This is a genomic window from Occallatibacter savannae, from assembly GCF_003131205.1.
GTDB lineage: Bacteria > Acidobacteriota > Terriglobia > Terriglobales > Acidobacteriaceae > Telmatobacter > Telmatobacter savannae.
This window is the reverse complement of sequence record NZ_QFFY01000009.1, coordinates 215811-238239: the sequence shown is the minus strand read 5'-3', so window position 1 is coordinate 238239 and position 22429 is coordinate 215811. Positions and strand designations below refer to the sequence as shown.

Here is a 22429-nt window from a genome sequence, read left to right as displayed (position 1 = left end):
GATCGGCTGCCGGCTACGGTAAGAGACTTACCCTCATACCCACAAAATTGGTCAACGACCGACGGTAATCAAAAACGAGCCTCGGGACCAAATAGGCGAACAAACGTGATAGGTCCGAGTAGCCGGTGACTCGCCCCGAATGGGTGCGCATGAGAGTATGGCAGACATGAAAAATCGGCGGATCGCGTCGTGCGCTCATCTCGTCCTCGCGTTGGGCTGTTTAGTGAACGCCGCGCGCTCATTTGCGCAGCAGCCCAAAGCCGGACAAATAAGCGGTCATGTTGTCGATGTAGTGGGTGCAACTGTAAAAGGTGCAAGCGTCTTCGTGCGCAGAAATATCCCTGCTGAGGAGAAGATCGCATTGCTGGCGCACACCGACATCAACGGCGATTTCAAACTCGCGCTTCCTGAGGGTGGATACGATGTTCTCGTTACGTCTCCGGGTTTTGCTGCGAGAGTCGAGACTGTCGCCGTGCCGGCTGGTAAGCCCATGAGGATAGAGTTGAAGCTCAAAGCTTTGGACTGCAGTTTTCCACGTATGAATTGCGACACGTTGCAGTGATCACATCGCAATTGCACCTTCTTTAAGTTGGTGTTCGAGTGGTCGCCAACTCGGACGCTAACCAAAAAATTGCCAGGTTCCGAGTTGCCGGTACTTTCAGGAGTAAACGGTCTCAAGGTCTGAGGATGCCGGTCTCATCTATCTGAATATCCGGCAGTCCTTCCTCACTTGAATCGGCCCTGGCTTCGATTGTGTAGTGGACAACCGGCGTCAGGATGAGCGGTGTGCGCCGCCTCGGTATAGCTTCGCTGCCGCTCTGGCAGCAAGAAGGCGGCTGACGAGGCTACACACGCCCAGCCAAAGACAATCGCCGTCAATCCCGACTTCCAACCGTAAAACACGAATACGCCAACCACAAGTGGAAAGCCGATTCAACCGAGAGTCACTTCAATCCACTCTTTCAATAAGCCGTTGAGATGGTCGTTCAGGATCATCAAGAAAATTACGACAGCCAAGAGTGCACACTCAGAAGATGATGTGGACTCCCATCGTGAACGCCCTGTTTCCGCCGATTGTTCCAGTGGCTGAGCCGAAGTTCGCTGCATTGTTCGGACAGGTGTTCGTGCCCGGAATCGCAAGCGCATCATTACAGATTCCCTGCCCGACAGGGATTGTTAGCGGCAGGCGCGTACCCTTTCCGGTCCCGGATGAATAGGGCAACTGATCGAGGTTTGCCCTCGTGCTCTCCTGATCAGCAGGATCGGGGCTGGTTACAAGCTGTCCGTAATTGATGTAGTACCCGCCAGGGGTGCAATTCAGATAGTTGTCAATCGATTCCTGAATTGCCGTATTAGAGCAGGAATACGGCTGCCTAATCTGCGCTTGGTTTTGGGGGACATCAAGGCTCGGGGTGTTTGTGATGTTGAACGCATTCAACTCATACTGCAGCGATATGCGATCACCAGCATGGAAAGTCTTGCGGAGGGACATATCCAGGCGCTTCTGTGCCGACTGCCGGAAGATATTGCGCTGACCAACGTTGAAGGCAGTCTCGTAGATGTCTTGAGGATCTGTGCCTGTGGATACGGGAATGCCCTGGTCACCCGGTTGCAGGTAGTGAATGGCAATCTGCGTCGGATCAATCGTAGGAATGTAGCTCCCGTTGGGATCTCGAAACGAGCCTTTGTTGTGCGTGAATGCCGACTTTGGATGTGCCGGATCCTTAATCCCGAGCACCGGGTTCATGAGATTCGGATAGTCGCCAAATCGTAGACTTCCAACTGAACCGTAAAACTCATAAAGCGAATATGGCTGCCCGCTCTGCAGGATCCCTTGTCCGGTGACATGCCAGTCGTTCGTGATGTAGGAGGCGAGGGAGTGAGCTTTGGCCATGTTCGGCACTTCGACTTGGAAATTGGCGCTGAACACGTGTGTGCGATCGTAGTCTGCTGAAGCCCACGAGTCGCGGAGCTTCAAAGGATCGTCTCCTGTAAAGAACAAGCCAATGTCACTCTGCTCATCGAGGGCGTGACTCCATGTATAGCTTCCTCCCACTTGGAAGTGGTGCGATAGCCGCTTCTCGACGTGGGTTTCGAGAGCGTCGTAGGCCGATACTCCAACCGTCTTGAAATCCGCAGCGTTGGGGTTGAACCCGATGAATGGCGCGCGGAAATCCGTATTCCCGCCGTCATATGTGTTCCACGGCTCGCCTTGTATGGGGTTGTAGTACTCGTATCCGTACGAGTCGGTGTACAAGCTGTTTTGGTTCAAGACTTCGAAGCCGTAGTTCCCCGTTTCGCCCCAGATCGGGTGCTGCGGCGATGCAAGGCCCGGCTCATTCAGTGGAAGAGGAATAACTGAGTGGCGGCCGCGATTTCCCGTAAAGCCGACCGTGATGGCGAGATCATTTCGCGGTTGCCACTCAACGTTCAGGGTGTAGTTGATCGTGTAGGGAAGAACGTTGTTCCGGTCGTACGAACCAAAGTTGAGCGTCGGTGTGCAGTCTAGATACCCGGGATATGTCTGGCTATCGATACCTCCGCAGGCTCTGCCGTATTGTGGGTCAGACGCCGGACCGGTCATGATGTCCAATTGCTGCTGAAGAGCCTGAGTCACGGTGCCCGGATCGGAACTGGGCCTTGTGAAGCTGCCGGGAGGGTTGGAGGTAGGAGTGTGTAAACCCGTTCCCATTGGGTCAGCAAGCGTGCCACCATCGCCATTGGCGTAGCTGACCAGGGGAGCGGATTCCGTCACACCAAATGGACCGCCAATATCGCCGCCCGCAGGCTGAGACAGGTAGGTGAACAATTCGCCGCGGTCGAAGTAGATTCCACTGCCTCCGCGGATCACAAGGTTACCGTGCTGCGCGGCCGGCGACCACGCGAATCCAACTCGCGGTGAAATGCCCCATTGCCTGCCCTTTAGGGTTGAATTGCTTACACCCGGAGTCGGGTGATACCTGTTGTTTCCTGCAATCTCAAATCCGGCATTGTTCACGACGAAGCCTCTTGTGGTATCGCCGGTCACGTCAAACAGAGCAGGATTGAAATTGAACATGTTGCCGTACTTCTCGGTCATTCCACCGTGGTAGTCATAGCGCACGCCTGCTGTAAGGCTCAGGTTCGACAAGATCTGCCACTTGTCCTGCACGTATCCCGAAAGCTCGTTGGTCCGGTAGTAACGGTCGCCATTGTTCCGGTGACTTTGAGGATCGATACTCTGAACCACGCTCGCCTTGCGCACCTCTCCTTTGAGAAAGGCGTCAAAGCCGTTCACGGTCATCTGAATATTGCCATCGCGGTTGTTGGTGATGTTGAGCTGGGTGTAGCTATAGCCACCCCCGGCCATCACTGTGTGCTTTCCTGCCACCCAGATCAGATTCGTCGAGGGGTTCAGGCGGTTTTGGTAATAGCCCATATTCGTGAACGAACTGGCTGGACCAAGCCCGAGACTTGGCGAATAGCTCGAAGAGTTTCCGAAATTCACCAGCGTAATGCCCGGCAGGCCCGGAGCGAAGTACCCAGGGCTGTTCGGATCCTGCACGTACCCTGATCCCACTCCGAACGTTCCGCCCGCAACGGTCTGCTTGAATTTGGCGTATGAACCCATGCGGACGAAGCCAAAGCGCTGTTCCCAGTTCAGCTTGGGACTGATGGCAATTGTGTTGTCGATCGCTGCTACTTGGGAGCCGTTCAACTGCGTGACTGGAAAGCCTCCAGTTTGCGAGTAGCCATAGGGCTTGGTTACGGGCGCGTCCTGGTAGAAGTATTTGGTCGAGAGCCGGTCCCGCTTTGTCAGATCGTAATCCAGCGAGAGTGTGCCCTGGTTCGAGGTCAGCACCGATGTGCCAATCAGGTTTACATTTGGAATTCCATACTGATAGGGTGCGCTGGTTTGTGCCGAAGGAATCAGGTACTGCCCATTTGGCAGTTTCGCCTGAAGAATAGCCTGTGCGACGGGATCGATGCTGCTCGGTGCCGATTCCGCACCCCAGCTCAGGTCAGCTGCTTGCAATCCGGCGAGGCTACGATCATTCGTAAGACCAGAAGGAACGGTCATCTGGGAGAAGCCGGTCGCCCGGTCTGAATCAGATCGATGCTGAAACGCCGCGAATAAGAACAGCTTGTCTTTCGCAAGAGGTCCCCCGATCGTGCCACCGACGGCCCAGCGGTTTAGATACGGGTTCAACATCGATCTCGGAAAGATGCCGACTCCGCCCTGCGCGAGTGCGTAGGACTGCTTGAAGAAATATGGCGCTGAGTTGATGGCGTTGTTCGCAAAAGAGCCGTACATCTGCCCGTGCCAATTGTTCGTTCCAGTTGCCGTATTAACGTCGATTTGAGCGCCGCTTGTCGCGCCCTGTTGCGCGTCATACATCGATGCATTTACGCGCAGCTCCTGCATGAACTCCGGTGGGGGTGACGGAAGGCTGTTTCCATTGGACCCGTAGACCGATGTTCCTACTGAAAACGCCCCGCCTACCGTGGCATAGCTACCAATATTGAAGTTGTACCGTTGTGAAACCGATCCGCTCGAACTCTTTCCATTGAACAGATTGGTGGAGTCAACCCCGTCCACTTGAAAGGTGTTCGAGGTATCCCGCTGACCATTGGCCCAGATTGGCTGATTGCCCAGCCCCGCATTCGAATCCAGATTCGATAGCAATTCTGCATTGACGCCAGGCGACAAAACTGCAATCTGCGTGAAGCTGCCCGTCGCCAGAGGTGTCATGTCGATCTGAGCGCTGTCCAGCGTGTAACCGTTGGTCGTATCGGTGGCATTGAGCAATGGAGTGGCTGTCACCTCCACCGTCTCTGAAACCTGGCCCACTCGAAGGCTCGCATTTACCGTCGTAGCCTTCGCCTCTTGCACGGGAACGCTCTTTAAAGTCATCGTATCGAAGCCAGCGTGACTCACTTTGACGGTGTAAGTGCCGATCGGCAGATTGAACACCTGGTAGAAGCCTGTCTCCTGCGACACTGTGCTGGCCGAATAATTCGTTGCCGCGTTGGTGATGGTTATTCTCGCCCCCGGCACCGCTGCCCCAGATGAATCGGTAACGGTTCCGTTGAGAGATCCAAGGGTTTGCTGCGACAGACCGGGCAGGCTCAGCAGCGAGATCGTAAGCAGCGCGAGGCTGCAGGACGAGACACTCCTCCAGAACAACCGATTCATATGCTCCTCAGGGCTACCAATCTGTTAGGTTCTCTTCGGTTCTAGCAGGGAGAGAATTTCTGTCTTGGGTTGGTTCAAAGACCGGGGCAGTCTTAAAAGAGATTTTGCCACGAGGAGATTGGTTTCAGAGATAAGGAAACTACAAGGAACGCCGAAAACCTGCGCCACAACCCTGTGGAAAAGTAGACTTATTGAACATAACGCCTGAGCGTTTGGGCTCTTGCGGCTTGGCTCATTTCCTGCATCAAGACCGCATCACGAGCACATGCTCCGATCTCGACCGTGAACTTCCGAATGGTTCATCCCCACAATCGCACCCGTTCTGGTGCTGTACTCTCCGCTGATCATGCACCACATCACCATACGAGTATGTGGTTGTCTCCCCGTAAAGGCGGTTTGGTTGAATTGTAGGTTGTGTGGTCGCCAATTGGGACCTTTGACGGATTTTCGCCTTCTTCGATTTGGGCTAGAGCAGCCGGTAGCACACTCCGAATCAGCAAGAATGCTGTGGGTTGCGTTCCGTTCAGCACAGCTTCTTCCCTAATTTGTTGACGACAGCGCAGCTTCAGTGACCGCAGTGCACTTGACGGAGATGACGGTGATGTCGTCTTGTTGCCCAAAGGCCTGGGCGGAATGCGCCACCTGGCTTGCGCTGATCGAGGTCTGCAACAGTTGATGGACACGTTCAAAGCCAAAAAGGCGGTCATCTTCGTCCATCGCTTCGACCACGCCGTCTGAGATGAGGACGAGTGTATCGTTATTGCGCAGCTTGAAACGCATGTAGGAGAACTCCGGGATGGTGAGCATGCCTAGCGGCAAAGCACCTTCAATGTGCACCAGTTCCCCGTTGAGATAGGGCGCCATGTGGCCGGCGTTGGCGATGTTGACGATTCCGTCTGCGTCAATGCGGAGCGCGAGACAGGTAGCCTGTGCGTTGTTGCGGCCGAGAAGCCGCTGGTTGAGTTCGCCCAGCACATAGCGCGGATCGGTGTTGTGGCTTGCAGCGGTGCGAATCGCTCCCACCAGGAGCGCAACCAACATGCCCGCCTGCAGACCCTTGCCGGTGACGTCGCCGGCTACGATAAGCACGCTCTTGTCGAGTTCGTTGAAGATCGTCTGGAAGAAATCGCCGCCAACCTCGCGGGCGGGAAGATATTCGCTTTCAATGACGAGTCCCGGCAGGGTGGTTCGCGCCTCGGGCAGGATCATCTGCTGCACCTCCTGCGCCTGCTTTACGTCGAGCGCCATCTGGCGCTGGGTCTTGATTGAGGTAAGGAGACGACGCAGCAGCAGCACGCCGACCACGACCACGAGCAGGAGATTGGAGATCGTTCCCAGACGGATGCTCAGCCCGAAGACACTCCATCGGATAGGAATATGGAGGACGGCCAGTTCGGAAGAAAAGGAATTGAGACCCCAAAGGAGGACAGCCGGAAGAACGAGCCAGCTTTCCAATCCCTGGCGACGGATTCCGCGGAAGACGATCACAAGCTGGAGCGCAAGAAAAAGGAGCCGCACCAACTCTGAAGCTGAAAGGAATGCGGCCGCAATCCTATGCGGAAGCAGCCCCGCAAGGATTTCCTGGCCAATCACCAACGATATGAAGAAGAGCAAGCCGAGTCCAGCAGCGGCTAAAGGCGTCCACGAGGGACGCTGTCGACCGAACCAGACCCACCAGACGATTACCCAGCCTGTGTAGATCAGCGCGGTCATGAAGCCATCGTTCGAAACCTGACCTGTTGTTATACTCACGGACTGGGTCCATGAACTGGCGGAGCTCAGGCCCTGAGAAACGGCCAGTAGCAGAAATAGCCAGCCGATCCACAGGTAGACCTTGTCGGACCGGTCGAACAGGATCAGCGTGAATGCAAGCAAAGCCATGGCTCCGAAGATTGGCACCAGAGCCGTACCCAAAGCATAGGCGCGGGCCAGTTCGAGCCAGCTCATGGTGTAACCGGCGGTAACCGCGGCGGTGTCTCCTAGGATTGGCGCATCATGAAAACCGCCCACATCGGCCGCTTCAGTGAGTGTGGACGGCAGCATGAAGTCGCGGTATGCGACGACGAGAGTGCTGGCAGACGGCGCCTCAGGGGTTGCGGAAGAAGAGGAAGCCGGGAGAGAGAACATCGTGGGTTGGGAGTAATAGCCTGTTGGCAACTTGCCGGTGAAATTTCCAAAGTGGCCGATCAGTGAACCGTCGGCGAAAACCTGAAAGACGTCATCGACGTCGGCGGGACCTGCGAGGGCGAGGCTCTGCCCAGGCAGCGCCTGGACGGAGACGTGAAGTCGATACCAGGCGTAACCCCAATAGCCGGGATGACCGTGAAGCGTCCAGCCAGGCACATAGCCGGTGATGCCGGAGATTGGATCAATGGCTCCGCTCTTCGGTTTAAGGTCCACCGTCTCCCACTTGGAGTCGTCGAAGTCCGGCTCGGCCCATAGCGGCTGGCCGGTCTTTTGATCGATGGGCGAATCTCCAATGGTGAACTTCCAGGGGCCGTAAAGGGGCACAGCGGATTGGCCAAGGGTGACATGCGCTGTTTGGGAGGCGTCATTGGCGGGCACGGACAGCGCGGCTCGTTGCGCCGCGACCAGGGTGCCACACGCCAAAAATGCTGCCATCCATAGCGCCGAAGCGACGGGTCGTGCCAATTCAGACCTCTTACTTGGGGAGAAGCAGTTCCTGAACTATACGCACTTTATGGTCCGGGCGGGAATAGGAATTTGTGCCACACCTTCGAACTCCTGATCCGAGATGTCGGGACCTCGGATTCATACTATTTGCACCAAAATTGGTAAGGTCCGATTGCCCGGTCACTCGACCGGAACCCTTCGATGCACATCAGTTCGACTGGTTCCAGGTACGCGAATGGCGAGGATAGAGGCGACGAGCTTGAGATCGCTCTCGGCCTCGGCAATATAGAGGCTCTGCGTGAATTGTGTATGGGACGAGAAATCGAACTCCTCTCGCCATCGATGGACTTTGCCTTTCTGTGTGTATGATCCGCTCATAACAATGAGGTGGCCGATCCTTTCCGGCCAATCGACTTCGAACGGATCGCAGCCATGGTCGAGGAAGTCTGCGCAAAAAACGCCGCGGTACTTGCGGAGAGTTGCGTCCCACAAGATAGCAGCGGTGTCGTATTCCCATGTTCCATCTAACGACTGGGAGCGGTACTCCTCAATGAGAGGAGCGCCGGCTCCGAGTGTGTACCACCTTTCTTCGCCTTTTCTAGAAGGTTCTTTCGAATGTCCGTCAGATGAAACCGAACGATCGACAATGGTCCAACGATCCGAAAAGAGTGACGCGATCCGTTGCATCGGGGTTTGTGCACAGGCGACAGGGAGGATGAGCAGAATGACGGCAAATAGTCTTTGCATCTCAGCTTCTCCGTGTGGGTGTGCCTAATGATAGATCGGATCGCTCCTCTCAACTTGCCAGCCTCATGCTTAAAGCGGGCGTTGCGAGAAATTGACATGTTCCGAAGCTGCCGGTGATACGCTCAAAGGGCTGCGGCCAAATCCTCAGTCAGCATCTGAATGGTCTTATGCTTTCGGCGCAAGGAGGCGAGATGTCAGCAGGTATTCAGACGCCAGCACTGTTCTTGCTGGCCTTACTCATTGGCGTCCATCCCATCCATGCTCAATCAGGAATGTCGGCAGAAGCAGAACTTCGGGCCGTTATGGCTCAAATCAAAACAGCCGCGTTGCAAGGCGACGCGGAGACTACGGCAAGCCTGATGACAAATGAGTACCTCCAAACGGACATATCCGGTTACGTTCAGAACAAGGAAGAGTGGTTTGATGACTACTTCAACCCAATCGCTTCGCTGATCAAAGCCGGGAAGTTCCGTTGGGAAACGTACGAGCGGAAGAACCTGCAGTTCCGGATTTATGGCGACTCCGCTATCGTCGTCGGCGATCTCGAAGCAAAAGGTGTTGGTGCGAAGTGGATGCCCCAGACCCAATCCTGGCAGGCGGACCCAAATGCCTCTTTCAGCGGCACCTTGCGATTCACTCATGTATACGTGAAGCGCGATGGTCACTGGCTGCTTGCAGCGTTGCACAACGCAGTCCCGGTCGCAACGACGCCCGCGAAGTGAAAGGCATTTTCGCCGTCTACACACTCCGTTGTGAGTGGTGCCGTTTTTTCGCCTACCGTCCGTTTGGTTCCGAATTGCCGGTCACTCGCCAACATAGATGACATTGGTCGAAGTAAGTCGAGAGTGCTGGGACGATTTGTACCGATTCACTCGAGCTGCGCGACGTCACTGCAGATTTTCGGCCATTACAAGAGAACTTCTGAAGGTGCCGAGGACGAATAGGACAGTCCGGCCGTCGCGCGAGGCGCCCAGGTTTGCACTCCATGGGACCGCTTTTCGAGGTGCTTCATTCAGATTGAAAACGGGTTTGAGTTGTCGAGTCCTGAACGAGAAGTACATCAGCGATGGTCCGGGGTCGGTGTCTGAGTCGATGAGGTAGAGTCCGTTCTCGGTAACCGCGAATTCACCCCAGTAGCCAAAATGTAGAGCGGACGTAATGTGTTGTGTCTCACCGCCGAACACAGGGATGGACCAAATTCCTCCTCCGCTCAGCTTCGAGAAGTATAGGGTTCTTCCGTCGAGCGATTCCATACTTGCGAGTCCGCCATCGCGTGTCAGCTGAGTTTCCCGACCGCTCGCCATGTCGTGACGCCAAATTTGAAAGCTTCCCGAGCGATCGGAACAGAAGTAGATTGTCTTGCCATCTCGCGACCAGCTGGGAATGCTGTTGTTATAGCTCCCGGATATGAGCAGCTGCTGGTTTCTGCCCTCGGCGTCCATGGTGTAAACCTGTCGAAAGATTTGCCCCTCCGGCAGGTAGTCGAATGCGATAGCTTTGCCGTTTGCCGACCATCGCGGACTACCGGCGATGCCGGTGAACGAAGTCAGCCTCCGTGCATTGCTGCCGTCAGAGTTGCTCTTCCAAATCTGATCGCTTCCCGACCTCATTGACTCGAAGACCATTTCGCTTCCATCGGGAGATAACCGAGGCGCATAGTCATAAGCCGAATCATTGAGGAGTTGTTGCTTCTCTACGACGGATCCTCCCTCGCTGGAAAGCGATGCGCGCCAGACACTCGAACCGGAGAAGGCAGATGGCCCTTGGTAGACCAGACGACTTCCGTCAGGTGATGGCGCCCCTGTTCCCGGATAGACCGTCTCGGGTTCGATTGGTCCCCCATGCGAACGGATGCGCCATGTTCGTTCAGGACCGCTGCGTGTGGAGTTGAAGCAGATGAATTTCCCATCAGCAGTCCACATGGGTGTGAAGATCTCATCTGTCGTCTTGCCGTCAGTAGTGAGCGCCGTCGGTTCTCCACCCGCGAGCGGGACCGTGTACAAATCGGCTGCCCCGGACAATTGCGATCTGACGAACGCCACTGTATTCCCGTCTGGCGAAATTACGGGGCCTGCATCGGAAAGCCCCCATTCCTTGGGTAACTGCACTAGACAACGTTTCCTTCCCATTTCCATAGAGAAGACCACAATGCCGATCGAACCATCTGGGACACATTTGCCAGCAACAATAAGAGACTGCCCATCCCTGGTCCAGCTGACCGGCGGAATATATCCATACGGACAAGGTGCATCGGTGATACGACGCTCTGGGCCGCCGAGTGCCGAAACAACGAAGATTGCGCCGCCGCTGTCGTCGCATCGTCCAAAGGCGATTTCACGCCCGTTGGGCAGCCACGTTGGAGCCGTTACGTATTCACTTCGCGTATGCGTGAGTCTTAGGGGAGTGGTTTGTCCGGTGACGAATTGTACATACAGATCACCTCTGCTCGGATGGACGCCTGCATCCCAGATAAAAGCTATCTGTTTCCCGTCCGGCGAAAACGCAGGCCATGAGATCACCCCATTCAAGTTGGTCAACTGGACTACCCGGACGCGCGCTTTGGGTGAACGAGCCGCCTCTGCACGGTCCTTTAGCATTCGCCAAGTGAGGGCACTGCACGCGACTAGTCCTATCGCAATAACGGCTGCGAATCTGCGAAGTTGTAGCCGGTTCCAGACGGAGGGCTCACCGGCTGTTGGTGGTTGTGCTTCACGAGGCTCGGCAGGCTCTTGGACCTTAACAGGTAATGGTGTGAACGTGGCGCGATAAGCGCCCTTCGGTATTTCGATCAGAACACGGTCATTCGTTTCACCGCTTCTGTAGTAGTCGCGCAGCCTCGAGCGTAGACGCCCGGCTTCGACGCGTACGGCCGCATCGGTGGAAGGATCGTAAGATGCGCTTCGGTCGAAAACTTCGATCGCAATCGTGTACTCCTTAAGGAGCTCTTCTTCACTCTGAAGTGAGCTTTCAACAACGTAGCGCAAGAATCGCTGACTTCGGCGAGAATTGGCGAATGGCGCAGAAGCGAGGATGCGTTCCAGCTGCGCAAGGATTTCTTCCGCTGGCGGCTTCCGGCGCTCATCCATGTCAATTCGCGGACCCCTCAAATGCACTTGTAACGTGAGACGCGATCTCTATGTAAACCGCACTATTCTCGCACGGTTTCAAGCCGGCTCTAGTTCAATCCAGTCGACTGCACTGCTCCGATTACCTGTCTCCAGGAAGTGACACGAAATCGTCTTCAGAGTGGTAAACGGTAAGCATTTGGAAATATCAAACTGCGTTTTCTGCCCGCCGCACAAATAAACCTGCACCCCTCGGCCGTAAGTTTGTACTTCATCTTTCAACACGGCTGTGAGGTAAGGGGGATCTCCATTATTCGCTCCGTATTGCACGCAGCAGATTGGGCCGCCGATGCCGATGGTCATTCTGTAGCCGTTGTCGCCTTCCAGCTCGAGGATGAACGGATCGCGATATTGTAAGTCGTCAAGGATCTTGAGCAGTGTCGGCGAATCGTCGACCTGAAGGCCGTCGTACGGGTTTTCTGACCCGGCCTCAAAATCGTGCAGGACTATCTTCATAGCGGTAATCCAACAATCATGACGGAGATGTCGGGCAGACAGTTATCGCAGAGAATGCCGGCCACCTCCGCAAAGTCTACTCATATACAGCGCATTATTGAGAAAACCGCGGGCGCACTTACGTCAGTGAGCCCGCGGGACGCGTTCGACTTACTCGACCTTTTCGAATCCAGTGTTCATCGTGACCCTGGTCCCGATGACTTTTCCTTGCACGTGGGCCAGAAGATTTCCAGATTCGTCATACTGATCGATAGAGAATTTGCCCGAGGTTGAATCTCCCTTGGCATCGAGCACAATCCATTGCTGGATGCGAGCGGGGCCCACGAGATTAACTCCGGTGGAGTCGTAGGAAACTCCGAAGTGGTTCATTCGATATGTCCGCGGTCCGGTCCTGATCCATTCGCCAAGACATACGTCGCCAGTTAAGGGAGCACGAAGGCCTGACACATTGATCTCGGTCCCGTCACTGTGCCACTGAGAATAACCGGCATCAACTTCGGTGCCATCGGGGATGCCTTCGCTTCCTTCTGAAATCCAGTGTTCTTTCCACGTACCTACCATGGTGGGTCCCGACCGATTTTCATCGCCGTCTTCTATGAAAGCAGCGCGTAAAAGATGCGTGGGACCGAGCTGGCCTTGCCAACTCATCCGCCGTGCCACTGGGCCTTCATACAAGCCGCAGCCGGCGTGAGCGTAAGAGGCAGAAAATGTGACTAGAGCGAGCAGAACGAGGCTGGGCAAAAGTCTTCTGAGCCATTGATTCATCGTAGCGATTCCTCCGGGGAGAAGTTTGGGCAGTGCAGAGCATCTGCTTGCCCAAAAAGCTAGTGAAAGGATGGGCATAGAGGAAGTTTCATGGTGTAAGTTACAGTCAAAAGCTCACATTTTCACAGTGATTTAGCGATCATTCATATGCTGCGCGGGCTTCACAGGGTGTCCAAAAGCGATCTCTCCACCCATGGGTATCGGGATACGTCGCGGGTCTGCGAAATGATTAGAGCAAGAAGGTGCCGTTTGAGCCACCCATGGATGGGGAGGAGGGGGTGAAACGCTCCGGCTTGCCCGCTGTGTACGCGTGCGCCTTCTCAGACGACGAGTGCGGATGGTCGGCTACTTGGAAACGAGCCAAGAAATTGCCAACTTCCGAGTAGCCGGTGACTCGCCCGGAAACCCCTCAACCGTCGATGGAATCTGCTAGCTCCTTCAATTTATCTCCAAGCTGTCTAGCAGTATCGGACGAAAGCTCAATAGGGTCCTGGTGCTTGTTGCATGCGCGGAGATGAATGGCTTCCTGCTCGATCCAGACCCGAATCTCACCACCCTCAAATTCGAAAACGTCTTTGGTGTGCATTTCCTCGACTATACGGAATACAAGCGCAATGCACGATCCACGCCGAAAAAATGCGCATCGTGAGAGTATCGTCGGCAACTCGGACCCTAGAAGGCGAAGGATCAGCAAAGGTCCGAGTAGCCGGTAATCCGGGAACTATTGCGAATCGCGCTGAATTGAGGGGAATTTTAGCCACCCAAAATTGAGTGAAAGAAACTCTTTTTCTGTGACGAAGTATGCGTTAAACAACCAATGAAGCGCATCGGCCCGATCAATCTCGGAGGTGCCAAACTTGCCTGCTGCTTCTCTGAAGTCCGTCTCTATCAAACACCTTTTGAATCCAGTTAGAACCTCTTCGCAGGAGCGTCGTGCGTAGGCGGACCAATCCTCGTCGGCCATCCTGTCTGACGCATTGGCCTCCAGCCAGAACGGTTCGTAGAGCGAGACTTCCGAAACAAGAAACCAGAATTGCCCTCCAAGGCAGGCGTAACCAAGGCTTGGCGCATGTTGCAACGCTGCCGGAAACATTGATAGTTCCCAAGCGTATTCGTTGTCGCGGAGAATGGCACCATTCGTTAGTTCTGGAGGTAGCGGCTCGTTCATAAAGCTCCATCCGTGAAGGAGATAAACGAGATTTTACAGGCCCGGTTAAAGTTATTTCCGGTTTGTCGGCAATTCGGAACCAATCGCAAAATCGGTTTGGTTCCGAATAGCCGGTTATCCGGGAGTTGAGACGATTAGGGATCGGAATCGCTCGCAACAGGTCTTGCGTTGTGCGCAGTAGGTTCCGAAGCCGAGCGGCAGCAAATTTCCCGTTCGAGCAAGTGAAGACGAGTTTGAGTCTGAGCATAGAAGGATCTAACTTGACAAGGAGTGAGACTTCAGCCATTCTCCTATAGAAATCTATAGGACGAAGGCGACTGGAGAAACTTTTGATGGTCAAAGCCAAGAACGATCAGTTGCAGGGGACGCTGGCAATGCTCGCGCTCAAGAGTCTCGAGTTCGGCCCCATGCATGGATGGGGGATCACGCTGCATATTGAAGGGATCTCGAGCCAAGTACTACGAGTTGAAGAAGGATCGCTGTATCCGGCCTTGCATCGGATGGAGCAGCAAGGGTGGATCACCTCGGAGTGGGGCCTGAGTGAGAACAACAGGCGAGCCCGCTACTACCGATTAACAGCACTCGGCAAGAGGCAGTTAGCCGCGGAAGAGAAGAGCTGGCGAGAGACGACCAGCGCTGTCGATCTGGTGATGAGCTACGCACCGGCCAAGGGCTGAGGAGAGGTCCAGATGGGTGTGTTGAGCAGAATTGCAGCGATATTTCGAGGCACATCTCTTTCGCACGACCACGAGGAGGAGATGGACTTTCACGTGTCCATGCGGGAGGAGTGGAATGTGGAGAAGGGCATGGAGCGTCCCACGGCCCGCCGCGACGCTCGGTTGCGATTTGGGAGCGTGGCGAAATGGCGTGAGCAGTTGCGCCACATCGATGCCTGGACACTTCCGGAAAGCCTGTTGCATGATCTGCGGTTCGGAACTCGGATGCTGGTGAAGCATCCCGGATTCACGCTCGCCGCGATTGCGGCTCTTGCAATCGGGATCGGGCTGAACACGGTGGTGTTCACGCTAGGCAAGGCTGCCTTTGCACGTGGACTGGATGCCAAAGATGCGAGCCGGATGGTGAATGTGAGCCTGATTGGCAGAAAGGGTGAATGGTATTCATCCTTCAGCTATCCGGACTACGAAGTGTATCGCGACGAGATGAAGAGTTTTGCCGGAGTGATTGCGGAGGCGCCGGAACTCGTCAGGCTCGCCGGCGCTGGGGGAGCCATCGGGCAGACCGGTTCGGGAGGAGGCAAGCTCGTACAAGCGTTGGGGCTACCGATTCCTCATCTTTCAACGGGTGAGACGGAGTTTGCGAAAATCAATGTTGTTTCAGAGAACTACTTCGAAGTACTTGGAGAGCAGGCATTTCGAGGGCGCGTGTTTTCGTCGCACGATCGCGCTGAATTGATGGCTAGTCCATCTGTACTGATCAGCGAAAACTATTGGGAGCTGCGATTCAAATCGGATCTTACCGTTGTCGGACGCAGCATGAAGCTCAACGGTGCGTCGTTCACGGTAATTGGTATTACGCCACGCGATTTCACCGGAACCGGCATTGCGACACCGGACTTCTGGATGCCGATGGTCTCATTGCCGCTGCTACATGCGGGAGCGGTGACGCTACACGACCGCAACGAGATCTGTTGCCGCATCTTTGCGCGACTTGCGGATGGCGTAACCATGGCGCAGGCGCAAAGCGAGATGCAAGGCGTTGCGGACCGGCTTCGGGGTTTGCACGACTCCCACTCCGATGAGGCAAAGCCAAGTTCAGCTCTGGTGTGGCCAGGATCGCCTTTCCCAAGAAAAATAGGTTCGGATATTGTCTTCTCGTCGTTTCTGATGATGCTGGCGGTCGGGCTGGTGTTAGTTATTGCCTGCGCGAACGTGTCGAGCCTGCAACTGGCTCGGGCAGCGGCACGGCAGAACGAACTGACTATGCGACGCTCTCTGGGCGCCTCGCGTGCGCGGGTCATAAGGCAGTTGTTTACGGAAAGTGTGCTGCTGGCAATCTGTGCTGGAGGGATGGCGCTTCTATTTGCGTGGGCGCTTTTGCGATTCATCGTAGTCGAGTATGTCACGATTGTGCCGCCGGAGTGGGGAACACCGGTGCTGAATATCAATCCAGATTTGAAGGTATTCGCCTACGTGCTTAGCGTTTCCATCCTCGCCGGCGTGATGTTTGGCCTGGCTCCGGCTCTGGAGTCTTCTCGGTCCGCGTGGGGCAGTTCATTGAAGGCGAATCAAAATACTTCGCCGGCGCGCGGGGGGAAGTCGCGCAACGCATTGGTTGCGACGCAAGTGGCGGTTTGCCTGGTGCTGATGATCACTGGGTCTCTGCTCATTCGCAGTTCGATGCACGCGCTCTCAGTGAAATATGAAGTGAAGCGGGTTCTCAATCTGGAATTGCAGTTTCCAGATAGCAGACGGTACACGGAAGAACGTGAGCTGAGCTTGGCACGTGAAATTCGGGCCAAAATCTCAGCGCTGCCGGGTGTCGTAGATACCTCCTTGGGACGGGCACCTGATGGCGGAGGAGTGAGGACCGCAACGGTCTCGACAGATCCGCACAGTTCGGCACGTGAGGCGGGACATCCAGCACTGTTCTACACCTACGTGGCTCCAAACTATTTCCAAGTTGTCGGAATTCCCCTGCAGGCCGGCCGGAGCTTCGATAAGGGTGACATGGAACCCGAACCGGTTGCGATTGTGAGCCAATCTGCTGCGAAGATACTGTGGCACGGCGAGAATGCAATTGGAAGGAGCATTTGGCTTAGCACCGCGGGGCAGTTTCATGGCAAGGACGAGTCTCTGCCGGACGGCCCGCAGTACGAGGTGATCGGGGTGGTTGCGGACGCCGGGGGGACACAACTGGATGGGAGCGACGCAGCCCAGATTTATGTCCCGCTATCGGAGACCAGGATGTACCAGTATCCCCTGCTCGTGCGCACGGCGGGCAATCCGGAGCGAGTGACAGAAAGCATTGGCGGCGTGCTGGCTGCGACCGATCCTGCTGTTATCGGCTATACGTCGACACTGGAAGAACTGTTGCATGAATCGCCGCCGTTTGTTGTGTCTCGATGCGCAGCAGGATTCACGACCATCGTGGGCGCATTCGGATTGCTGCTGGCGTGCATGGGAATTTATGGCACGGTGAGCTACATGGTGGTGTTGCGGACGCACGAAGTGGGAATCCGCATGGCGCTCGGAGCGAGCCGGAGGAACGTGCTGGCCCTGATGTTGCGCGAGAGCATGCGGCCTGTGGTGATGGGAATAGGCGCGGGTTTGGTGCTGGCAGGAGGTGCTTCATTCCTCCTGCGAATGCTGCTGTACGGAATGAGTGCGCTGGATGTGCTGTCGTTTGCCGGGATGTCAATGCTGTTTTTGGCGATCGCGTTGCTGGCTGCATTTTTCCCATCACGGGCGGCTACACGGGTGGATCCCATCGTGGCTTTGCGTTATGAGTGAAGATGAACAGTCCAGCGATTTCAAAGTTAAGGCAAGTCAGAAGGTAGCTCATAGACATCCCGCGTGCGTAGGCTCGGCATTCACCTCGTCGCACGAGATAGAAGACCAGCGTCTCAGCTCTGCTTGAAGCACCTTTAGCCAATCTTCACGTCTTTTCAACCCTCTCCCAACCGCCTGATATAACGCGATCATTCCAGCATGACTCTACCAGCAGCCGTGTTCCGGGTGTGTTGTCGGCAATTCGGAACCAACCCGAAATCCGCTAGGTTCTGGGTTGCCGGTCATTCGCGCTGCTCGCGACCGGACACAGCTTCCACCGATCAGAGCGAGGGTTTTGCCTAGTTGTGAGCGCCAAAACCAGATGATAGGCTACGCACACTCCAAGCCAGACAAGGACCCCCAATGCAGTACCCTCACCGCCTCAATCGAGACGGGTCCATCGATGCTATCTGTCCACGCTGCTACGCAACGATCGCGGAGTGCCTCAGCGAATCCGATCTGATTCGGGAAGAAACGAACCACATGTGCGACCCTGCGCGTCTCGAGTATTACGAAGAAGAACGGCGACGAGCGATGAAGAAGGGGCCGGAAGGGACCGGCGTGACGCTGCGGGACCCTAGCAGTCTTGCGGGTGGCGGAGTGAGCCGAAGGTGAGAATGGCCTTATCCGTCCTGATGATCACCGCCTGAGACACGATGATGGCGTTCTGAGTCGCATCAATCGAGTCAAGCAAATCCCGCCTAGCTGCACGAGTAACGCGAATACGCTCGTGCGTCTGCTGTAGCAGTTCGCGGGTGTGCTGGATCGGGTCGGCTGGCCAAGACATAGGAACTCTGATCCCCATTGTGCGCCCGTTCTTGGCTGCTGAGACAGAAATCGATGCAGTCTGCGAGCGATTGAAGGCGGTTGGTCGGCAACTCGGACCTAAAACAAAAATTGCCAGGGTCCGAGTAGCCGGTAATACGTCCGGGGTGCTCCCTGCGCTTCCCGCATCATGTATTGTGGTGCGAGAACACCAATGATCCCAAACACACTCCATCGCGCAGTGATTGCGGTCATCACGTGCTTCATCGCTGGATCGGACTTCGGGCAAATCTCATGGAACCGGGTGTCCTCCTTCGCTTTCGATTGGGACGGTCACAAGGGCGTGCGGGTCGTGCTCGAAATTCCGCCATCGCGGACCGATCCCGGCGACTTCACTCGCATTCGTGTGCTAGTCCCGGGTCAGCAAGACTTCACCCTCAGCAGTAAAGAAGGCTGGGTGAAATACGGCTCAGAGGAGGCCAGCGCGTCACCCGGAATACGCGGAGTCACAAACCTTCTCGGTTCACCCTATGTGCTGGCGTTGAAAATCGCTCAGAACCGGACGGCACTGTTTCTGCTCGGCTACTCGTACGCCAGTTCGCCCGGCAGCCTTGATGTTCTCGAAATCTCGGACACCGGTCAGCCCACGGTCGTTCTTCATCGCGAGGAACTCGGGCTGAAGGAAGTCCGCGACTTGGATGGCGATGGCCTTTCGGAGATAGTTGGGTATCCGTGTCTTTCACAGGAGTTCGGCAACGGATTGCTGACGTATGACCCGCTCAACGTGTACACGTTCGGAACTGCTTTGGCGTCCCGTGCGGCACTATCTGTACCTCTCTCGAAGAGCTACAACCTCAAACACTACTACGGCTGGGCTGGGGCAAAGTGTAGCGAAGATTTCGCGGTGGTACTTCATCCCCCCAAAGGCGGCAAGCCGCTCGTAATGACCACGAAAGAAGCTGAGAAACTGACCGAGAAGTAGCGTTGTGGGCGGTTTGTCGGCTACTCGGACCTTTTCCAGTTCTTCGCCCGAGAGCGGCATCATGGCTGAATCGGAGGTCCCGAGCCATGAGAAGAAAGCTGAAATCCAGAAGACACGGCAAGAAGGCGAAGAGCGTATTGCGCCTTCCGGATCTGGAGCACGCCAGATCTGCCGTTCTCAGCAGTTTAAGCAATGCCGATGCACAACGAGGGTACAGCCACGCGATTGATGAATTCGTGGACTGGTACTGTTCGGAACCGCGTCTGGCCTTCAACCGCTTAGTCGTCCTTCGCTATCGAAGCCATCTGGAATCGCGACGCCTGGCACCAGGAACGATCATTCTACGGCTTGGTGCGGTTCGCAGGCTTGCATACGAAGCGGCGGACTGTGGCCTCCTTAGTGCCGATCTCGCAGCAGGCATCCGCCGAGTCCATGGACTGAGGAAGATTGGTGTTCGTCTCGGCAATTGGCTATCGGCAGAAGAGAGTAGGGCGCTCTGGGAAGTCCCAGATTCCGGCAGGATGAAGGACAAGCGCGATAGAGCCCTGCTCGCACTTCTGCTGGCCTGCGGCCTGCGGAGGCACGAAGCCGTATCGCTGAGGCTGCGTGATCTGGAAAAGAGAGAGGGACGTTGGGCTATCGTCGATCTGGTCGGCAAGGGCGGACACATCCGAACAGTTCCAATCCCGGATTGGGTACGGGTGCAACTTGAATCTTGGATTAGCGCAGCCCAGATCAATGAGGGGTGCATCTTCCGGAGGGTGGACAGATCCGGACAGGTGAGGGGAGACCATATTTCAGAGAAAGCGATCTGGCATATCGTCAGGAAATCAGCAAGGAGGGCAGGCCTGTCGAATGTTGCTCCTCACGACCTGCGTAGAACCTGTGCGCGATTGTGCCAGTCGGCAGGCGGCGAACTTGAGCAAATTCAATTTCTGCTTGGGCACGTGTCCATTCAGACTACAGAACGATATCTTGGGAGCAAGCAGCGTCTGCGCTCAGCCGTCAACGACCATATCGGGATTGAACCGGACGAGTGAGGTGAGGAATGGAATACGATCGGGACAAAGTAGATGAAGTGACTCTGGCACTTCTTTGGCTGACTCGTTTCAAAGAGGCCGGCAGCACCCGAGCCTGGAAGGGGCATGACTGGGAAACGATGGATCGTCTGCATTCAAAAGAATTCATCTCCGATCCGCGGGGCAAGCACAAATCGGTTTTGCTGACTGAGGAGGGTGAGAAGCACTCCAAACGACTCTTCGATAAATACTTCGGCTCGAAGCCTTGAATCCTTTGAGCAATTAGAGGTGGCAATTTATTGAATTAGGGTCCGAGTAGCCGACCATCGGCTCACGTTGATCAACGTGGCGCGTTCCGATGCAAGCGTCTCTCGCTCTTGCCGGAAGAGATATGTAGCCAGTAGCGCGACGGCAAGGCTTGACGCTACACATTCTGAAGAAACACCTGCCCCTAAACACGCGGCTCCGTGCCGATAATCGGCTCAAGGATGCTAGGCAAGTTGTGTTCGCATTTGGCGGATTTTTATGGCGAAAGTTTACACAGGAAGCATAATATCCGGAAAAACGTGGAATCAAGGCTATACGGCCCGCTTGCACGTTCTCCCCCAGCTGCGGCTTCCCAAGTACTGACTGGGCCAAGAAGGGTTCCGCGCGATGGTGCCACACCACTGAGGTCCAATGAAGTTATCTCTCAATGCCCTGTTGAAGATTGCGCGAGTGAAGCGATATTGGAGGCCTTCTCAATTGGCACGAGTGGCTTGGGGCATTTTCAGAAACTTCCGAAGACAACTTCAAATCCTGTGCCTTCTCAATAAAGAAGCTTTTGCGCCAATCATTTCTGACGATCTGCGATTCCCCTTTAGATACCTCACCGAAAACTATCTATCTCGGGGTTTAACGACAACAGAACGTGCTTGTTCATTCCTCTATCACTACTCACGGCTGGCAAGCCTATTTTCCCCCCACCTCTTGCGACAAACGATGCATGGCGATTTCACGATCCTCGAAAAATGGGAACTCGGAAGCCATTATCGAATTGCGGTGTGCTTATCTAGGCCCTTCGCAGAAGGAGAACTTACACTCAATCTCGAAATTAATGGCACTGTCGTTTTTGTCCTATCCTTCACAATTGTTCCCGGCCAAGTCGTCGGTGTGGTGGACCGTGACGTTCTCATGGTCTCGCGAGTACAGGGAATGCGGGGATGCCAACAGGAAATCTACGAGGCGACCAAAGCGTTTAACGAGGTGGCCCCCTCCGCGCTTCTCATCGCCGCTCTTCAAGGAGTGGCAAAGGCTCTCCAGATCGTAAAACTGGCTGGAGTGTGTGCCACGGATCAAGCCTACTATCAGGAAATCCACGCCTCATCTTTCAAACAGGCGTATGACGAGTTTTGGCTCGAACTCGGCGCAAGCAAGAACGCTAACAACTTCTTCGTGTGCTCTATTCCTCCACCTGAAAAGCCAATGCTGCTGATCAGAAATGGGCATAAGGGCAGGACGAAAAAGAAGCGCAAGTTCAAGCAAGACATCGCAGAATTTGTGTTCCAGAGCCTTCGGGACGAGTGCCACGTCCACTCGAAACTTACGATTGGAGCGACTGAAAAGCGCCAAAGCTTGAGTGAACGGCAAACCCAAAACTTTGCTGAACCTTAGTCTTCAATGGTCCGAGTTCGCGACGGCAATCTCGCAAAGTGCAGCTGTCCTTACCAGATTTCTTCACCATTCGTCCACTTCGATGAAATCGCTCACATGGCTTGACTGATGAGATCCTCAACTTTGCCTGACACTTTAGGCCTCGCGGGGCTTGGCCTCGCAGTAGCTGGAATCGGATTGGCTGAATCACCGACAACACTGCGTGTGTCGTGCCTGTTCATCGGCGCGCTGTGTCTGTCGGTGTCGTTTAGAACCCAACTGCTGTGGCCGATGTGGACTCGCTGGTTGCTGTTGGTAGCGGCGGACGCCATCCTCGCCTACTTCGGTTGGTCTATCGCTTCTCGGGGCTGAATAGGGGATGGGAGAGTCGGGCAATCATGTTGCACAGAATGAAGGGGCGAGAACATAAGATCCTGGCACTTGCCGGAGG

At 55.3% G+C, this 22429-nt stretch carries 18 protein-coding genes; 10 read left to right on the top strand and 8 right to left on the bottom strand.

Annotation, left to right across the window (positions count from 1 at the left end; genetic code table 11):
• Nucleotides 1–157 precede the first annotated feature (157 nt).
• Complete coding sequence (locus DHV10_RS25775; RefSeq protein ID WP_162601905.1) at nt 158–562, top strand: carboxypeptidase-like regulatory domain-containing protein; 405 nt, start codon at nt 158–160, stop codon at nt 560–562.
• Between the two features lie 465 nt (nt 563–1027).
• Here DHV10_RS25775 and DHV10_RS25770 read toward each other — a convergent pair whose 3' ends face one another.
• From DHV10_RS25770 to DHV10_RS25760, 3 genes are all read right to left on the bottom strand, one after another.
• Complete coding sequence (locus DHV10_RS25770) at nt 1028–5176, bottom strand: TonB-dependent receptor (protein ID WP_109489292.1); 4149 nt, start codon at nt 5174–5176, stop codon at nt 1028–1030.
• A 540-nt stretch (nt 5177–5716) separates the two neighbouring features.
• The gene (locus tag DHV10_RS25765) at nt 5717–7828 is read right to left on the bottom strand and encodes a PP2C family protein-serine/threonine phosphatase (protein ID WP_162601904.1); all 2112 of its coding nucleotides are present in this window, start codon (nt 7826–7828) and stop codon (nt 5717–5719) included.
• A 162-nt stretch (nt 7829–7990) separates the two neighbouring features.
• Nucleotides 7991–8557 (bottom strand): hypothetical protein, encoded by a 567-nt coding sequence (locus DHV10_RS25760; protein ID WP_109489290.1) that lies wholly within the window; start codon nt 8555–8557, stop codon nt 7991–7993.
• Nucleotides 8558–8748: 191 nt separating this feature from the next.
• Here DHV10_RS25760 and DHV10_RS25755 point away from each other — a divergent pair, with 191 nt between their 5' ends.
• Entirely contained in the window at nt 8749–9279 is a 531-nt protein-coding gene (locus DHV10_RS25755) for a nuclear transport factor 2 family protein (RefSeq protein ID WP_162601903.1), read from the top strand.
• Between the two features lie 165 nt (nt 9280–9444).
• On the opposite strand, the gene DHV10_RS25750 is transcribed toward DHV10_RS25755, so the two are convergent.
• From DHV10_RS25750 to DHV10_RS27420, 3 genes are all read right to left on the bottom strand, one after another.
• Nucleotides 9445–10665: a DPP IV N-terminal domain-containing protein gene (locus tag DHV10_RS25750; RefSeq protein ID WP_239462050.1), complete on the bottom strand. Its 1221-nt coding sequence runs from the start codon at nt 10663–10665 to the stop codon at nt 9445–9447.
• 1056 nt (nt 10666–11721) lie between these two features.
• Nucleotides 11722–12138 carry a hypothetical protein gene (locus DHV10_RS25745; protein ID WP_109489287.1) on the bottom strand — a complete coding sequence of 139 codons (417 nt, stop codon included), beginning with the start codon at nt 12136–12138 and terminating at the stop codon, nt 11722–11724.
• A 150-nt stretch (nt 12139–12288) separates the two neighbouring features.
• Entirely contained in the window at nt 12289–12507 is a 219-nt protein-coding gene (locus DHV10_RS27420; RefSeq protein ID WP_162601901.1) for a hypothetical protein, read from the bottom strand.
• A 910-nt stretch (nt 12508–13417) separates the two neighbouring features.
• Between DHV10_RS27420 and DHV10_RS28090 the strand changes: the two genes are divergently transcribed.
• The gene (locus tag DHV10_RS28090; RefSeq protein WP_275425940.1) at nt 13418–13552 is read left to right on the top strand and encodes a hypothetical protein; all 135 of its coding nucleotides are present in this window, start codon (nt 13418–13420) and stop codon (nt 13550–13552) included.
• 72 nt (nt 13553–13624) lie between these two features.
• Here DHV10_RS28090 and DHV10_RS25735 read toward each other — a convergent pair whose 3' ends face one another.
• A complete protein-coding gene (locus tag DHV10_RS25735; protein ID WP_109489285.1) occupies nt 13625–14071 on the bottom strand; it encodes a hypothetical protein in 447 nt (148 codons plus the stop codon).
• A gap of 332 nt (nt 14072–14403) precedes the next feature.
• On the opposite strand from DHV10_RS25735, the gene DHV10_RS25730 reads away from it, so the two are divergent.
• Both DHV10_RS25730 and DHV10_RS25725 read left to right on the top strand, forming a co-directional pair.
• A complete protein-coding gene (locus tag DHV10_RS25730; RefSeq protein ID WP_109489284.1) occupies nt 14404–14748 on the top strand; it encodes a PadR family transcriptional regulator in 345 nt (114 codons plus the stop codon).
• Between the two features lie 12 nt (nt 14749–14760).
• Nucleotides 14761–17541, top strand: coding sequence for an ADOP family duplicated permease (locus DHV10_RS25725; RefSeq protein ID WP_109489283.1), 2781 nt, complete (start codon nt 14761–14763; stop codon nt 17539–17541).
• 616 nt (nt 17542–18157) lie between these two features.
• Here the strand turns inward: DHV10_RS25725 and DHV10_RS25720 are convergent.
• Nucleotides 18158–18367, bottom strand: coding sequence for a hypothetical protein (locus tag DHV10_RS25720; protein WP_109489282.1), 210 nt, complete (start codon nt 18365–18367; stop codon nt 18158–18160).
• A 192-nt stretch (nt 18368–18559) separates the two neighbouring features.
• Between DHV10_RS25720 and DHV10_RS25715 the strand changes: the two genes are divergently transcribed.
• The 5 genes from DHV10_RS25715 to DHV10_RS27415 all read left to right on the top strand — a co-directional run bounded on the left by DHV10_RS25715 (nt 18560) and on the right by DHV10_RS27415 (nt 22350).
• Nucleotides 18560–19327: a hypothetical protein gene (locus tag DHV10_RS25715; RefSeq protein WP_109489281.1), complete on the top strand. Its 768-nt coding sequence runs from the start codon at nt 18560–18562 to the stop codon at nt 19325–19327.
• Between the two features lie 86 nt (nt 19328–19413).
• Nucleotides 19414–20367 (top strand): tyrosine-type recombinase/integrase, encoded by a 954-nt coding sequence (locus tag DHV10_RS25710; RefSeq protein WP_109489280.1) that lies wholly within the window; start codon nt 19414–19416, stop codon nt 20365–20367.
• An 8-nt stretch (nt 20368–20375) separates the two neighbouring features.
• A complete protein-coding gene (locus DHV10_RS25705) occupies nt 20376–20615 on the top strand; it encodes a DUF6429 family protein (protein ID WP_109489279.1) in 240 nt (79 codons plus the stop codon).
• Nucleotides 20616–21024: 409 nt separating this feature from the next.
• Nucleotides 21025–21999 carry a DUF535 family protein gene (locus DHV10_RS25700; RefSeq protein WP_109489278.1) on the top strand — a complete coding sequence of 325 codons (975 nt, stop codon included), beginning with the start codon at nt 21025–21027 and terminating at the stop codon, nt 21997–21999.
• A 123-nt stretch (nt 22000–22122) separates the two neighbouring features.
• Nucleotides 22123–22350, top strand: a complete 228-nt coding sequence (locus DHV10_RS27415) for a hypothetical protein (protein WP_162601900.1) — start codon at nt 22123–22125, stop codon at nt 22348–22350.
• The last annotated feature ends 79 nt before the right edge of the window (nt 22351–22429 follow it).